This is a genomic window from Priestia sp. 179-F W1.4 NHS (assembly GCF_045369295.1).
Taxonomy (GTDB): Bacteria; Bacillota; Bacilli; order Bacillales; family Bacillaceae_H; genus Priestia; species Priestia zanthoxyli.
In genome coordinates, this window is the sequence record NZ_JBIQFF010000024.1 from 1 (window position 1) to 13,878 (window position 13,878).

General features: G+C 33.7%; 19 protein-coding genes and 1 tRNA gene. 7 read left to right on the top strand and 13 right to left on the bottom strand.

The genetic code is table 11. The features are described from left to right. The first annotated feature begins 39 nt into the window (after positions 1–39). A complete protein-coding gene (locus ACH0CI_RS27045; RefSeq protein WP_335708489.1) occupies positions 40–519 on the top strand; it encodes a DinB family protein in 480 nt (159 codons plus the stop codon). Positions 520–669: 150 nt separating this feature from the next. On the opposite strand, the gene ACH0CI_RS27050 is transcribed toward ACH0CI_RS27045, so the two are convergent. The 3 genes from ACH0CI_RS27050 to ACH0CI_RS27060 all read right to left on the bottom strand — a co-directional run bounded on the left by ACH0CI_RS27050 (position 670) and on the right by ACH0CI_RS27060 (position 2,995). Continuing rightward, positions 670–927 (bottom strand): SunI/YnzG family protein, encoded by a 258-nt coding sequence (locus ACH0CI_RS27050; RefSeq protein WP_335708490.1) that lies wholly within the window; start codon positions 925–927, stop codon positions 670–672. Positions 928–1,474: 547 nt separating this feature from the next. Continuing rightward, positions 1,475–2,455: an aldo/keto reductase gene (locus tag ACH0CI_RS27055; protein ID WP_335708355.1), complete on the bottom strand. Its 981-nt coding sequence runs from the start codon at positions 2,453–2,455 to the stop codon at positions 1,475–1,477. Positions 2,456–2,623: 168 nt separating this feature from the next. After that, on the bottom strand, positions 2,624–2,995 hold the full coding sequence (locus ACH0CI_RS27060) for a MerR family transcriptional regulator (protein WP_406902535.1): 372 nt from the start codon (positions 2,993–2,995) through the stop codon (positions 2,624–2,626). A 271-nt stretch (positions 2,996–3,266) separates the two neighbouring features. On the opposite strand from ACH0CI_RS27060, the gene ACH0CI_RS27065 reads away from it, so the two are divergent. Beyond that, positions 3,267–4,445 (top strand): MFS transporter, encoded by a 1,179-nt coding sequence (locus ACH0CI_RS27065; protein ID WP_335388300.1) that lies wholly within the window; start codon positions 3,267–3,269, stop codon positions 4,443–4,445. 301 nt (positions 4,446–4,746) lie between these two features. Here ACH0CI_RS27065 and ACH0CI_RS27070 read toward each other — a convergent pair whose 3' ends face one another. The 3 genes from ACH0CI_RS27070 to ACH0CI_RS27080 form a co-directional block, all read right to left on the bottom strand. Continuing rightward, on the bottom strand, positions 4,747–4,932 hold the full coding sequence (locus tag ACH0CI_RS27070; RefSeq protein WP_406902536.1) for a hypothetical protein: 186 nt from the start codon (positions 4,930–4,932) through the stop codon (positions 4,747–4,749). Positions 4,933–5,194: 262 nt separating this feature from the next. Then, a complete protein-coding gene (locus ACH0CI_RS27075; RefSeq protein ID WP_335388301.1) occupies positions 5,195–5,416 on the bottom strand; it encodes a DUF3006 domain-containing protein in 222 nt (73 codons plus the stop codon). A 2-nt stretch (positions 5,417–5,418) separates the two neighbouring features. Continuing rightward, positions 5,419–6,267 (bottom strand): ComEC/Rec2 family competence protein, encoded by an 849-nt coding sequence (locus tag ACH0CI_RS27080; RefSeq protein ID WP_418055588.1) that lies wholly within the window; start codon positions 6,265–6,267, stop codon positions 5,419–5,421. Between the two features lie 450 nt (positions 6,268–6,717). Here ACH0CI_RS27080 and ACH0CI_RS27085 point away from each other — a divergent pair, with 450 nt between their 5' ends. Then, the gene (locus ACH0CI_RS27085; RefSeq protein ID WP_335388303.1) at positions 6,718–7,062 is read left to right on the top strand and encodes a hypothetical protein; all 345 of its coding nucleotides are present in this window, start codon (positions 6,718–6,720) and stop codon (positions 7,060–7,062) included. A gap of 184 nt (positions 7,063–7,246) precedes the next feature. On the opposite strand, the gene ACH0CI_RS27090 is transcribed toward ACH0CI_RS27085, so the two are convergent. Beyond that, positions 7,247–7,477, bottom strand: coding sequence for a helix-turn-helix domain-containing protein (locus ACH0CI_RS27090; protein ID WP_406902538.1), 231 nt, complete (start codon positions 7,475–7,477; stop codon positions 7,247–7,249). 256 nt (positions 7,478–7,733) lie between these two features. On the opposite strand from ACH0CI_RS27090, the gene ACH0CI_RS27095 reads away from it, so the two are divergent. The 3 genes from ACH0CI_RS27095 to ACH0CI_RS27105 all read left to right on the top strand — a co-directional run bounded on the left by ACH0CI_RS27095 (position 7,734) and on the right by ACH0CI_RS27105 (position 8,756). After that, positions 7,734–8,255: a hypothetical protein gene (locus ACH0CI_RS27095; protein WP_406902540.1), complete on the top strand. Its 522-nt coding sequence runs from the start codon at positions 7,734–7,736 to the stop codon at positions 8,253–8,255. Next, entirely contained in the window at positions 8,242–8,406 is a 165-nt protein-coding gene (locus tag ACH0CI_RS27100; protein WP_335388307.1) for a hypothetical protein, read from the top strand. Before ACH0CI_RS27095 ends, ACH0CI_RS27100 begins: the two co-directional genes overlap by 14 nt. Positions 8,407–8,618: 212 nt before the next feature. Next, a complete protein-coding gene (locus ACH0CI_RS27105; protein WP_335707702.1) occupies positions 8,619–8,756 on the top strand; it encodes a hypothetical protein in 138 nt (45 codons plus the stop codon). Between the two features lie 163 nt (positions 8,757–8,919). On the opposite strand, the gene ACH0CI_RS27110 is transcribed toward ACH0CI_RS27105, so the two are convergent. From ACH0CI_RS27110 to ACH0CI_RS27130, 5 genes are all read right to left on the bottom strand, one after another. Beyond that, positions 8,920–9,366, bottom strand: coding sequence for an RDD family protein (locus ACH0CI_RS27110; protein WP_335707701.1), 447 nt, complete (start codon positions 9,364–9,366; stop codon positions 8,920–8,922). A gap of 185 nt (positions 9,367–9,551) precedes the next feature. After that, complete coding sequence (locus ACH0CI_RS27115; RefSeq protein ID WP_335707700.1) at positions 9,552–9,899, bottom strand: hypothetical protein; 348 nt, start codon at positions 9,897–9,899, stop codon at positions 9,552–9,554. Between the two features lie 266 nt (positions 9,900–10,165). After that, positions 10,166–10,585 (bottom strand): hypothetical protein, encoded by a 420-nt coding sequence (locus tag ACH0CI_RS27120; RefSeq protein WP_335707699.1) that lies wholly within the window; start codon positions 10,583–10,585, stop codon positions 10,166–10,168. A gap of 71 nt (positions 10,586–10,656) precedes the next feature. Continuing rightward, complete coding sequence (locus tag ACH0CI_RS27125; protein WP_335707698.1) at positions 10,657–11,142, bottom strand: SMI1/KNR4 family protein; 486 nt, start codon at positions 11,140–11,142, stop codon at positions 10,657–10,659. A 52-nt stretch (positions 11,143–11,194) separates the two neighbouring features. Further along, positions 11,195–11,974 carry a ParB N-terminal domain-containing protein gene (locus ACH0CI_RS27130; protein WP_335707697.1) on the bottom strand — a complete coding sequence of 260 codons (780 nt, stop codon included), beginning with the start codon at positions 11,972–11,974 and terminating at the stop codon, positions 11,195–11,197. Positions 11,975–12,116: 142 nt separating this feature from the next. Here ACH0CI_RS27130 and ACH0CI_RS27135 point away from each other — a divergent pair. Next, positions 12,117–12,201: transfer RNA gene (locus ACH0CI_RS27135), tRNA-OTHER, on the top strand. A gap of 65 nt (positions 12,202–12,266) precedes the next feature. Here the strand turns inward: ACH0CI_RS27135 and ACH0CI_RS27140 are convergent. Continuing rightward, positions 12,267–13,568, bottom strand: a complete 1,302-nt coding sequence (locus tag ACH0CI_RS27140) for a replication protein (protein WP_335707696.1) — start codon at positions 13,566–13,568, stop codon at positions 12,267–12,269. Between the last annotated feature and the right edge of the window lie 310 nt (positions 13,569–13,878).

Below are 13,878 nucleotides of genomic sequence, written 5' to 3' on the forward strand. Positions count from 1 at the left end.
GAGCCAAAGTGAAAAAATATAGTAAACGGAGGAATTAGTTTGCAAACTATGTTTCATTATAACTGGTTGGTTAGAGAAGAATGGTATCAATGGTGTGAGAATATTCCACTAGAGGAATTGCTTCGAAAACGAACAGGAGGAGTAGGAGGAATATTGCATACTCTCTTTCACATTGTTGATGTAGAGTGGAGTTGGATTCGTGTTCTTCAGGGAAAAGATGATTTCCAGGAGAATTTTGAGGAATATCAAAGCTTAGAAAAAATTCGCCAGCTAGATACAAACTTTCAGTTTGAGGTAAGAGAGTTTGTTAGGTCTTGGAATGCAGAAAAAGAAAAGAATATTCTTTATGATCCACAACCAGACGGAAGTATAGCAACTGACACTTGGGGAGAAGTTATGCGTCACGTGATTGCTCATGAAATACATCATATTGGACAATTATCGATATGGGCTAGGGAGATAGGGAAGAAACCAGTTTCAGCCAATCTTATTGGTAAAGAGCTTAGTCATACATTATAATTACATTCTATCAAAGTTTACGTATTAATTCAGAATGTATGTCATGTCCAACCATTGTTACCATAATCAAAATTGTTAGTAGTAAAGCAAAATATCAATAGCCATATCTATGATTAGATATGGCTATTATATGTACATAAACACTATCGATTATGAGTTTATTCTGTTTAGGATTGTTGCTCTATTTGTAGTGAAGAGTATATAATCTTGCTTCTTAGTTTTAATGAGAATTTGATCAGTCGTACCATATGGAGGCTCTATACGGATTGCATCGGATTGTTTACCGCCATACGTATCGTCTTCCGTAACTTCAATAATATCTTCTAGTGCAATATTAAATTTGGCAAGTTGCCATTTTATAATTAATTCTTTTTCTGTTTTCTTCACATCAATCCCCACTGTGAACATATAAATATCCTTCTTTTTTCCTTATAATTACATTTTAACACATATAAAGAGAGAGAAATTAATGAATACGATATGTATTATTAGTTTACATAAAATGGATTATAGGAAATGAAATCTGTATCCAAAAATCTCTATATATGTTATATAAAAGAATATAGACGCATCAGAAATAAAGGTTACACAAAAAATAGGAGTGAATATTATAACTAGTCCTACAGCAATTATAATTTTATTTTTGAATTTAGTAACTCTTATTGTAGTATTTAAAGGTTTTCAAAATAGTAAAGTAAACTTCACACTTCAAAACGCTATATTAGGCCTCTTAATAACTATTTTAGTCATTAATTTGGTAATGACATTTATAATCTAAAGTTCAAATATATAAATTAAAAAAGTTTAGTTACCATAGATCATGAACTCCTAAATTATCTCGAAGAAAGTTAGGAATAAAGGAAATAATTAAACTAAACGATGACATGACTAAGAATTGTATAATACTTAAAACACGCATATTCTTTTTCCAAACTTCCACTTTAGCTCACTTCTCTTACTTATTTATTAAAGTCATGGAAGTTGAGGGATAACGATTGCCTGCTGCTCTACCGATTGGAGCAATTTCATCAATAATAGCTTTAATGTCTAGGGGTAAATCTACATCTATAGCAGCCACATTCTCTTCTAAATAAGCCTTTTTCTTTGTTCCAGGTATAGGAATAAGATCATCTCCATTGGATAATACCCAAGCTAAAGCGAGTTGTGATGTACTAATATTCATATTGTGCGCCACTTCTTCTAATTTCATAACTAAAGAGAGATTATGATTAAAATTTTCTCTTTGGAATCTAGGTGTATTTCTTCTATAATCATTTTCCGCAAGTTTACCGATGGATTTAATTTCACCTGATAAGAACCCTCTTCCTAGGGGGCTATAAGGTACAAGGGATATTCCCAAATTACGGCAAGTGGGTAACACATCTTCTTCTACTTCGCGGCTCCATATCGAGTATTCAGTTTGTAAGGCATCAATGGGATGTATTTTATGGGCACGTTGAATTGTTTGATCAGAAGCTTCTGATAGACCGATATGACGAACTTTCCCTTCTTCTACTAGCTGTTTCATAGCACCTACTGTTTCCTCAATTGGTACCCTAGTATCAACGCGATGTAGATAGTAAAGGTCAATATATTCTGTTTGTAAGCGTTTTAGACTTGCTTCACAAGCTTGTTTTACATATTCAGGTCTTCCATTAATCTCAATGACCTCTCCAACTTCGTTTCTAACAAAACCAAACTTTGTAGCTATGTTTACACTACTTCTTTGATTCTTTAAAGCTTTTCCAATCAATTCTTCATTTTTACCTAAACCGTACTGATCTGCAGTATCAAAAAAGTTAACCCCTAGACTTAAAGCATGGTGAATTGTTGAAATGGATTCACCTTCATTTTGATGGCCATAATATTCAGACATACCCATACAACCTAATCCCAAAGCTGAAACCTGTAAAGATCCAATACTTCTATATTTCATTTGTTTTCCTCCTTTTGTCGTCCTATACATTAGCAGTATATTGATTAGAGTGCGCTATAAGGCAAGGGGGAAATAGTTCATTTATAGAAATAATTGATACTTGCTAATTTAAAAACACAAAAAAAGACCCTTAATTTAAGGTCTCATCAAACAAATTTGTTAAATAATTTAAATTTTCTCCTCCATTTTTTTATAATAGTCAATTTTTTCACTGATTTTTGTTAGATTACTTTCTAGTTCTTTTATTTGCTTAAGAACATTTTCTTGATGAATTTCTAATAATTCTCGTCGCGCGGTTGCTGTAGAATCGCCTTGACGCCTTAATTCTGCAAATTTCTTCATGTTAGTTATCGGCATTCCAGTTTTACGTAACCTGATGAGAAAATCAATCCATAAAATGTCGGTTTGTCTGTATGTACGGTATCCATTTTCATCTCTCTCAATATCACTTAGTAGACCAATATTCTCATAATAACGCAGAGTATATGCACTAAGACCGGTGATTGAGGAGATATTCTGAATTGCTAATAGTTTTTCCATGAAAATTATTATAGCACACTTACAATATTATACAGATATTTAATTGATGATTGTAGAAATTGTTATGGTGTAGCAATAAAGGTAATTATAGTTTAATTTTTAAAGCTTAACTATTAATTGGAGTATAAGCTGGTTTTTATTTATTAAAAAACTTCACGCTTTATAAAGAAAACTTTCTGAAATACCTAAAATACATCTTGCTTTAGAGCGCACTGTAAGGAGTATTCTTTAATTTACATTCATTTTCATTTATATTTCAGGAGGACTTACAATGAATAAAGGAATTTTTATTTTAGCAGTTACAACATTTGTTGCCGGTACAGTGGAATTAGTAATCGCAGGTATATTAGGGATGATTGCTGAAGATTTACATGTTTCTGTAGGCACAGTGGGTCAGTTGGTTTCCATTTTTTCTTTTGTTTTTGCATTTGGAGCACCTATACTTATTGCCTTAACTTCTCGAATTGAGCGACGTAAATTGTTGCTTATAGCCATGCTGATTTTCTTGGGAGGAAATATTTTATCTATATTCAGTATGAGTTTCACAACTTTATTAATCGCTAGGATTATTCTTGCAGCTAGTTGTTCTATCGTAGTTGTTGTCTCCGTTACAATGGCTGCTAATACAGTTGCTGCTGAATTAAGAGGGCGTGCTATAGGAATTATTTTTATGGGCTTAAGTGCCTCACTCGTGTTAGGTGTACCACTAGGCACAATAATTGGTGAAAATTTTGGTTGGAGAATGACATTTTTATTAGTTGCAGTACTTAGTATTATATCTATGTTAGGGATTATTAAATTTCTACCTAAGGTTCCCCCACAACCTACGGTATCCTTACTTAAACAAATAGCTACATTGAAAAGTAAAAAGATTGTTTCAATACATCTTATATCTGTTTTAGAGTTAACAGGACATTTTACTGTTTATACTTATTTTACACCATTTCTTCAAACTACAATGGGATTATCAACAAACATGATTAGTGTTGTTTTACTGACTTTTGGTGTAGCTGGAATAGCAGGAGGATGGATTGGTGGCTGGTCTTCCGATAAATTTGGAGGAGCTAGAACTATTTTGATATCTCTCGTGTTATTTGCATCTTCTTTATTTGTATTACCCTACGCCACAAGATCAATAATTAGTCTACTAATTGTAGTTATACTGTATGGATCGTTAGTTTGGGCACTTAGTCCAGCAGTACAGAACTATCTTGCTAAAGCAGCACCTGAATCTTCCGATATTCAGCTGGGTTTAAATACTTCATTTTTACATCTTGGAGTGGCTTTAGGTTCTGGATTTGGAGGGATATTAATCAATTATTATCCTGTTACAACAAATATATGGGTTGCAGGTATAATGGTTACTTTAGCACTTTTTTCAGCAGTTTACTCTGTTGTGCAAACTAAACAAGATCGTGTTTCGACTAGATTAACAATTTCTAATAAGTAAATCGTTATTTCAAAAGGTTTTCCTCTATTTTTATCCATTAGAGATAGTAACGTCCTTTGTAACGGTACAATTTTATAAATACAAAATACCCTTAATATAATGATATGACCCTATCAATAGTAGACAGATCAAAAGGATTACTTTTTCTGTCTACTATAGGGGGGGATATCAGAATAAAAAAAGGCTTTTTTTTAATGTGATTTCCGATAATTTACGTTATAGTAATTAAGATTTAGACTAAAGTATGAATCTCTTTCATCACTAGGCATGATTTAAAAATCCCTATTTTTGTTATTATTCCCTATCCACTAACCCTTTCTTTTAAATAACCTAGAAATCCATTTTGGACTTTAACTATATGGTCACCTATCCAACTACTATTGACCCTAAAGTAATACCAACTTCGGGATTCACCTAAAAATTCTCTAACGCTATAACCTTCTTTGATTAAATGGGCTTGAATTTCTTCTTTCCAATCATTAAACATCTTCTTCCCTCCTATTTAAGATTGTTAAGACTTTCCTTTTACTAATCCCCATTTCATTCAAGGAGAAACCAATCATTCTTATTATTCATATATGGGAGTAATATCTATGTCATATAAGTTTTATAGCAATTTCAACTAAGCTGAATTGAGTACCTTCAAAAGATTTGTAAAGGGTAGCATGACATAACAAAAAAGCCGAAAAGTTACCTCTCGGCTTTTTGAATCGCATGGTAATAGCTTTGTATACAACCAGTAAGAGAGTTTAATCTTTCCAAACCTCATTCATTAAATCTTCAATTTCTTTTGCCAGCTTTTTCGTTTCACCTTTATCAATTTCAACTTTATCTCCCGTAATATAAACGACATCTCCAACTTGTGTATTCTTGGGAAAGATATCTTTAGGATAATCTTTTGTTTTTCCTTCGATTTCAACAACAGCAAATCCCTCTTCAAATCGATCAATAATACCTTTTATTTTTTTCATAATTACCTCGATTTTTTAACAGAATAAGATGATCCATCACCTGTAATCATAATCGTACCACTTTGGTCTGTTCGCAGAATACTTGCTTTAGAATTCTTTAGTAGGTTCACAACTTGAGAAGTAGGGTGTCCATAGCTATTTTTGCCAACGCTAATAACCGCATACTTAGGTTTTACGGCATCTAAGAAATTCTTACTTGTAGACGTTTTTGCACCATGATGGCCAACTTTAAGTACATCTGCACGTAGTGTTTTCTTTGCCTTAATCATGTCTGCTTCTGCTTTTGTTTCAGCATCGCCTGTAAATAAAAATGTATTCTTCTTATAAGCCATGTGTACAACAGCACTCCAGTCATTTAAATCGCTGTTAGCATAAGTCTTGGTAGGTCCCACAATTTGAGCGTTTACATCTTTAACAGGTAGCTTTACACCTGCTTGTGCTGTTTGAATCTTTAACTTTTTCTTCTTAACTGCATTTAAAAAGTCTTTGTATGCTTGAGTGTTATTACTTACTTTCGGTGCATAAACATTTTCTACTTTGAACGCATTAATGATTTCGTCTAAACCACCAATATGATCAGCATCAGGATGAGTAGAAATTAAGACTTCTATATCATCGACTTTTTGTTTCTTTAAATAACTTACAACTGCATTTCCTTTTCCTTTGTTTCCACCGTCAATGACAATGTCCTCACCATTAGGAGCTTTAATATAGATACTATCTCCTTGACCTACATCAATGTAGTGTACTTTCATGGTTTTAGGTGTTGCTGCGTAGGATGAAGCTGGAGCTGTAGCAATCCCTATTCCTATAACAAGCGAAGAAACAAGCTTGAAAACACGACTCTTCATTGTTTTATCCCCTTTTGATAAATATATTTTTATTTGTATTGTTCATTTATAGCAAAATTAATTTTACTACATGAAACCATTTGTTAATACAAATAAATTTGAATATTTTTACTTATAAAGGTGAAAAAAGTCATGTTATATGTGAAGATAAGTAACAAAATGGAGGTAAATAGTAATGAAATGTGCTATTTTAAGAATAAGGTGAGATTGACATTTTAGGAGAAGTGGGCCTTATGATCAAGCTACTACATATAGTTAATTCTAAATTCTCTAGTATGGACGATTAGCTTGAAAGAGAGATGTTTTCAGATATTATGTTACAGGCAAACAACTAAAAAATAATGGATGTAGAAGATAAGCAACAAAGTATTTGTTATGAAAGGTGTTTCTATACTACATAATAACTGTAGTTTGACTGTTTTTAAAATCTTATAAAGGGGGGGCACGTGAATGAAGAAAGAGCTCTTATTTAAATCGTATGTCTTGCTGTTTGATATTGAAATAACACTTGCCAGTATAATAGAAAAAGAAATGACCACACATTATGGACATTTATGGCGACAAATTTTTTTCGCTGAAGGTGGAACTCAACTCTCCGATAATATCCCCTTGTTATTCCGGTTAAACCTTCTGCAAGGTATCTTCACTGATCATGAATTACACGACCTATGTACATTAGTAGATGTAAAAAACACTTTGAATCAACAATCAACTATTTCTCAGGATGATTTTGACCACCTTAACTATTTCTCTCACCAACTAAACAGAAAGAAATTTCCCTCATTATCTATCTAACTTTATTCACAGTAAAAAATTTCAAAAACACCTAAGCATAATAAGAAGTAACTAGGGGTTATACTGTTAAACACTTAATGAATATGAAAAGCCTACTTGTATAAGACCAAGTAGGCTTTTCTGCTACGTTAAAGTCTATAAAACATTTACGTATCATTCCCAAGACAATTATAGCATTTTCTATTTATATTTGTAGAAAATCTTCTACTTTTACGTCCTTCTTTAACTTTCGCAATCCGTTATTTATTCTAAAGATGGTGGAGTATTTAGGTATGTAGTCTTTATCGTTACAAAGCCTAGATATAGTTGGGCGACTTAACTTTGTTGCCTTTTCGAGTTCTAATTGATTAATATCTTCTTGCTTATCTAACCATCTTCCAAATCTTGTTCGCTTTTTTCCTAAGCCTAGAATCATAAAGCCATCTCCTTTAAGAAGAAGTATGGACATTATGTAACTTTTTTAATCATTAGAAAAAAAGTTACATATAGGACAATCAGTAGTTCATATCATAATTTAAGACGTCAGAAAGAGACGTCAACTTAAACTATTAGGAATGGAGCGAATCAAGTGACAAAAGAATTAGCAATCGCGTTATTGAATCGAAAAGACGTCTATTTAACCTTAGAAGGTAAGCAGATGTTAGAGGTCATTCTAAAAGAGAAAAACGCATATGAAGAAAAATAAGAAGCCAAAAAATCATGTAGGCACCTATCGACCAACTGTGCGGTATCATTCCATTTATCGTACATATGTGGAGAGTCTGTTTCAGGCTACCGAATTAGACCGAAATCAAATTATGAGGTGTGCGCTTTTTACAGCAGCGCACAACCCTGTTTTTTTAGCGCTAATGAATCAGTATAAAGTGAGTGACGTCCCTCTCCCCTCTTCTCCATGGCAGTCTTCTTCCCACCCGTTATGGATGGAACAAGAGCCAAACACCGAAGAGAAAGGAGGAGGCAACCATGATGACCTTGAACCAAAAGGAACGTTTACAAGTGCTTTTACGTTACTTGGAACATCAACAGATGGCCAACCAATGTCAGGAGCAACTACTCAACCCAACCAACAGTCCCCTAACCATGAAAAAGCAGCACGCATTACGAGACGTCAGCAACCGATTGAGAGACGAACAAGGGAGATTCCTACCTTACAATTATCAAACAATGGAGGAATTAGACTTGATTTTAGATAAAGAATTCGAGATACAACGAAAACTAAAGATAGATCCGATTGAAGGTTCTTATAATAGTTATGCGGTGAACGAAAAAGAAAAGAGAGACTGGAGTGGGAATGTCTATTTAGCTTGTGTTGCAGCTATTTTAGCAATAGCTTTTTTTAGCTGACGTCTTTTTAGAATAGTGTCGATATTTTGGTCATAAACATATAGCATGAATACAGTTAAGACCGCCTTATACACTGATACATAATGGGCGGTCTTTGTTCTAAATATGATTAAAAACGTTTGGAAAATAGAAATGATTTCGGTAACGAAAAATAAGGAAATAGATATATATTAAATATATCTATTCAAACTTGTGACATAGGAGGAATGTAGATGGAAAATAGCCCTCGTTTTGAAGAATTAGTTTCTGATTTTGAGGAACGTTTAGATCGACATTTAAATGACAGAGAAAAAGAGTTACTTGCGTGGATAGTGAAAAAAGAAGTAATAAGTATTTTCAATAATCTATAGTTAACCTTTTCATATTTCAAGAAACTTTCTAATGTTTAGCTATCCTACTCATAACCGGTAGTTGATACAAAGAAAAACCTCCTACACCTTGATGTGTAGGAGGTTTGAATAGTCCCCACTAGTAGATTAGAAATAGAGGGTATTCGGCATTGTTGATTAAGTATTAATTTACAAATACTTGTTTATCTTTTATTTCACCTGGTTTTGAATATGTAACATACGTGCCTGCCATCATGTCATGAAGACTTCTTTTATCCTTACGGAAAATCACCATGAACACACTTACAATTAACGCAATACCTAATGTAATACCATAAACAATGCCAGCTACAAGAACTCTTAGTAGCATTGCTCCGATTCCAAGTTTTTTTCCATTGACTTTGACAATTCTAACTCCAACAATTCGTTTCCCTATAGTATAGCCATACCATAATATAGGTACAGCAACCGCATAGATGAAACCTATGAGTGATGTAATGGGATCTTCACGATCAAAGTCTCCTGTAATAAGAAAGCCAATAAGACCCAAAGGAATACTTACAATAATGCCATCTAACAGATTTCCTAATAGGCGTATCCAAAATCCTGCTGGTTTTGTTACTTGATTCACTTTATATTTCTCCCCTTCTTGTAAATTAACACTTTATCTATCTAAATAGCTCCTCAGATGATGATAACATGATTGAAGAGGAAGGTAAAAAATATAAAATATTTAAAATTTATCCACTAATAATAAAATACATGTCTCTAGTATTGATATTACTAAATACATATTCATAGAAAAGAGATAAAAAATTAATTAGGCTTTTTTAGTTGTAAATTTCCCTTATTAAAGATAATAACGGCATTATAAGCTTCATATAAGGCATACACAGGGTAACAAAAAGCCATAAATACAATCATAGTTGGTACCTTTTCAACAACAGGAAAATGGCCGGACAAGAAACTTTTAACCGTAATTCCTAGATAAACCAATAAAGGAATGATAACAACAGCTAATAACAATAACCACGGGGTCATTTTGGTTTCCTTCAGTTTTTCCCGACAATGTGGGCATTTCATTGTAAAAGGACTTGAAAAATCTTCGAAATGCTCAATTGTAATAGGTTTTTGACACCCTGGACAAGGCGTTGACTTTTTCATGTAAGTTTCTCCTTTTTGAAATGTAAAATAGTAGAAATAATAGGGTTATTGAATATATAACATTGCTCTTTTAAAAAAAGCTTTAAATAAGTTTAGAGCTGTCTACTTTGGTAGGATCTACACGTTTCATATAGGTAGCTGCCATTGAATCGTGTAAACTTCGCTTATCCTGGCGGAAAACCACCATAAAAAGGCTAATGATAACAACTATTGTTATTGTAAGACCACACATAAGACTCACGATGAAGACACGTAAAACCATAGATCTACATTTCGCTAAGGTTGTAGTTAAATCGTTTGTATACCTTGTTTTTGTGTTGGTGATTCGTTCTCATAATGTTGATGATGACATGTTGCTCACTTTTCCAATGCACATTCACATCATGAATCATAGAAGGTTGAATGCCTTGAAGCTCTTTATATTGGTTAAGAGTGCTTCCGGGTTGTCTGTAGTACATTCTAAGAGAATCAGCCTTTTGTTTTTGCTCATAATCAAAGTAATCAGTGGTTTGTTTGTACATCTTTTTTACTTCTACAATGTTTTGTTGCTCAGGAGATGTGCTGGTTGTAAGTGAGACGCTGTGTATCATGCTTTGTTGTTCCTGACTTTTGTCTATAAAGTAATTCATCATAAAAACGAGAGTAATAACTCCAACGGATAACATGATCCAAAGCCACTTTTTCATGTCAACACTTCCTCTTTTATGATTGAAAATCAAAATGAGTAGATGATCTCATTGCGAAATAGCATTTTCTGCTATTTCGTATCCTTAGATAATAACATACTCAAAAACTCTTGGAAGGTCTCAGCAATCTTTGATGTAGCTGGATCACACTCAAATGATTCTTCATAATCTAGAAAATCGACAGACGGATTGTTCCTATCATAGTGAAAGTTCAAACATAAATAATCTCCCCATGCTAGCTTCGCAATCGGAATTAATTCAGATCCAATGAGATCTTCATCATAGAAATTCCGCCCTTGTTCTCCTAAAGAGGTTTCGCAGCAACCAATATCATACACACCATAAGGATGCTCACTGAAGTTTTTAATAATGCCCAAAAAACGTTCAATTTGACACCTCTTATTGATGATTGTTAGTGGTGTAGAATCTATTACTGTACATCCGTTATATTGTTTCAAGAATTCTTTATACGCATTGGGCAATTGGATGCGAAAAGAACCTTCTATTTCTGCGATGTCTTGATTCTGTGGTAATGGATAAATGATGCTTTCCTTCACAGCCTTAACTGTTATCGCTCTCCTTGTAATAAGTCATCTTCAAGGAAATACATTATGATTTCTGATATTCATACATAACTGGAACTTTATCCATTTCAAGAGTTTTGGCCACAATATAACGACGGTAACCATCTTTCAAGATATTCGATCCTTTTTCAATCGTTAATGGCTCATCCAGACGCCCTGTACGCTTCACAAAATCAATGACTTTTTGTGTTTTTTGAGGGTTTGGACGTGTCTTTAAAAACTCTTCAGGTACGATGATTTCATCGAAACTTAGAAGATCTTGTGTTCCTTTTGGCTGATTTGTTATTTGTTTCTTTTGTGGCTCCACCTTTTTCTCTTGAACAGGTGTCTCCTTCACTTCTGCCTGTACTTTTTCAGCTTTCTTCTCTTCATTTGCTGCAGGTTGAGAAGTAGGTGCCGGTTTTTCTTCCTGTTTGGTAGCAGCAACTTCTTGTTGCGCTGTAGAAGCCTCTTGTTTGGCCTCTTTTTTATCGTTTGGTTCATTGTCTTCTTTGTCTTTCTTATTCGGTAGAACGGTAATCTGGAAGCAGATTACACCTACTTCACCAGGGCATTCATCAATCGGAATGTCTAAAGTTGGTTCTCCTTGAATTAAGATCTTTTCATGCATAATACTTTTTTTCGTGAGACCTGTTTTGTTAAAAGCCTTCTTTGCAACAAATACCGTGTACGAAATAAACGTACTCTTCTTCAAGCCTTTAGGCGCAGATGGTGACCCTTTTTCACGCATATCAAAGGCAACATAGCGATCGTATTCTCGTAGTGGTCCTGTGGCTGATCCAGTTAACGTAATTTTATGTGGCATAATGTGCTCCTCCTGCGTAGATATAGATTTATTTATTATTTAGAACAGTGTTCTAAATAAACATATCCTAATAATAATTTAGCTTCTAAGGGATTTCTTCTGTCGTACATATAACCAGAGACTATGTGCATACTTGTAGTGTGGACTTGTAGCTCAATGGCAGAGCAGCCAGTCGTATTACACTATACAACTTTGGTGTCTTGCAGGTTCAAATCCTGCCAAGTCCTCTCTTAAAACACTGAATACGTTAGAAATAATGAAAATCCTTGCTATGCTTTAACTATTTTTAAAATTAAGAAGCTGGTTCCTTTAATTTAGTATATTGATGCAATAAGTCTTGCTCCTCAGGTGTTAATGCTTGTCCTAAATCTCGTTTCAGTTCCGCCATTTCTAATGAACTGTACGTAGAGCAGTGTTCTTGCAGCAAGCATTCCTCTTCTGGTGTAAGTTCTTGTCCTAATTCCTGTTTTAATTCAATTATTTTTAGCTGCTGCTCTAACGGTATTTCTTCTTTTTCTGTAGCCTTCTCTTGATCCTGCTCAGTCTTTAACCAATCAGGAACGATTTCTTTACGGATAATATGTTTTGGTATAAACAATTTTGTTGATGACTCTTCTTTATGTATAACTTCCTCATGAGTTGGATATACTGATGAATAATCCTGATTTTTAGAATCAGCCAACTGATAGAATTGGTTTTTCGCAATTTTATAGAGTAATTGGCACATATTATCTAAGGACAAAGATTTGCCTTTATGATTAGCTTCATATACATATTTGTCTAATCCAATAATAGATGTATACGCAATTTCATGTACTTGCCCTTTGGTAATATCAATCTCTGTATCTCGTTTAACCGTTTTTGCAGCATTTTGAATGCGAGCATAAAAGTCTTTTAGCTGATGACCATACTTACCCGAGTAGACTTGATTAACTTTTTTAGGAACACCTTTGATATAAGTAAATGACTGTGAAGCAGACATTAAATGATTATTTATATGATTTACAGGTAAATCAAGGTTAATAAAGGCACCAGGTGATTTATCAGCCTTTAAGCTTGGTGTATCAACGTTTTCCGCACTTTCTGGATACAGCACAGGAAGCGTCACAGGAGTTGTCATTTCTTCTGGTTGGACCATTTGTATACCTGTTGTATCATGGGCAAAAAAGATTTCGTCGCAAATCCGATTAAAGTTCTTATGGCTTTTAAGAATAAATACATAGCTATCAGGGTGAGTACCTGTTGCATCCTCTTTAATGTAACGTGCTACAAGTATAAAAGGTGTCGCTTTTAACGAACGTACAAAACGAGAAACCGTACTTTTAGAAACTTTAAATTTCTTCATGAGTGTTTCAGAACGAATGGCTTGGATGCCTGTAGCCACAAGATTATAGATGACATGATCGAGCATTTCCATTCTTTTTTTAGGAAATTCTTTATGTATAGCTGATTGGTTCTGTTTATAATGAGTACGAATAATTTCTAAAAACTCTTCTTTCTTTTTCCGAAGTGTGGATTTGTTCTTCCATAACCACTTAAACCGTCCGTTAAAGGTGTCTACATCTTTTAAATAGCAGGTTAATATTTTTGTCATTTGTTCATTATCTCCTTTAAGGAACAAAAAAAGACACTGTTTCCCTGGAGAAAGGAAAACAATGTCGTGATTTTGATGAACTAAGCCCTTGAAATAGATAGCTATTTCATATAAAATAAAACCATAAGTTTTATTTTATAGAAAAACTAACTCTATTAACAAGAGACTTCGACAAGTGTTTTCCCTACTGTGGCTAGGGGGAACGGTTTAAGAGTGCTACCAACACGTCTTAAACAGTTGAAGTCTTTTTTCTATTCCGGTCATTTTTGTTAGTTTTATTATAGCGTTAATTAATCTCATAATTCAATAA

Excerpts from the sequence above, each read along its gene's own strand:
- ACH0CI_RS27115 (WP_335707700.1), bottom strand. The coding sequence starts at position 9,899 with ATGAAAAAGTCAACGCCTTGTCCAGGGTGTCAAAAACCTATTACAATT.
- ACH0CI_RS27060 (WP_406902535.1), bottom strand. The coding sequence starts at position 2,995 with ATGGAAAAACTATTAGCAATTCAGAATATCTCCTCAATCACCGGTCTT.
- ACH0CI_RS27070 (WP_406902536.1), bottom strand. The coding sequence starts at position 4,932 with ATGTTTAATGATTGGAAAGAAGAAATTCAAGCCCATTTAATCAAAGAA.
- ACH0CI_RS27055 (WP_335708355.1), bottom strand. The coding sequence starts at position 2,455 with ATGAAATATAGAAGTATTGGATCTTTACAGGTTTCAGCTTTGGGATTA.
- ACH0CI_RS27105 (WP_335707702.1), top strand. The coding sequence starts at position 8,619 with ATGGAAAATAGCCCTCGTTTTGAAGAATTAGTTTCTGATTTTGAGGAA.
- ACH0CI_RS27065 (WP_335388300.1), top strand. The coding sequence starts at position 3,267 with ATGAATAAAGGAATTTTTATTTTAGCAGTTACAACATTTGTTGCCGGT.
- ACH0CI_RS27130 (WP_335707697.1), bottom strand. The coding sequence starts at position 11,974 with ATGCCACATAAAATTACGTTAACTGGATCAGCCACAGGACCACTACGA.
- ACH0CI_RS27075 (WP_335388301.1), bottom strand. The coding sequence starts at position 5,416 with ATGAAAAAAATAAAAGGTATTATTGATCGATTTGAAGAGGGATTTGCT.
- ACH0CI_RS27085 (WP_335388303.1), top strand. The coding sequence starts at position 6,718 with ATGAAGAAAGAGCTCTTATTTAAATCGTATGTCTTGCTGTTTGATATT.
- ACH0CI_RS27120 (WP_335707699.1), bottom strand. The coding sequence starts at position 10,585 with ATGAAAAAGTGGCTTTGGATCATGTTATCCGTTGGAGTTATTACTCTC.
- ACH0CI_RS27090 (WP_406902538.1), bottom strand. The coding sequence starts at position 7,477 with ATGATTCTAGGCTTAGGAAAAAAGCGAACAAGATTTGGAAGATGGTTA.
- ACH0CI_RS27095 (WP_406902540.1), top strand. The coding sequence starts at position 7,734 with ATGAAGAAAAATAAGAAGCCAAAAAATCATGTAGGCACCTATCGACCA.
- ACH0CI_RS27050 (WP_335708490.1), bottom strand. The coding sequence starts at position 927 with ATGTTCACAGTGGGGATTGATGTGAAGAAAACAGAAAAAGAATTAATT.
- ACH0CI_RS27140 (WP_335707696.1), bottom strand. The coding sequence starts at position 13,568 with ATGACAAAAATATTAACCTGCTATTTAAAAGATGTAGACACCTTTAAC.
- ACH0CI_RS27080 (WP_418055588.1), bottom strand. The coding sequence starts at position 6,267 with ATGAAGAGTCGTGTTTTCAAGCTTGTTTCTTCGCTTGTTATAGGAATA.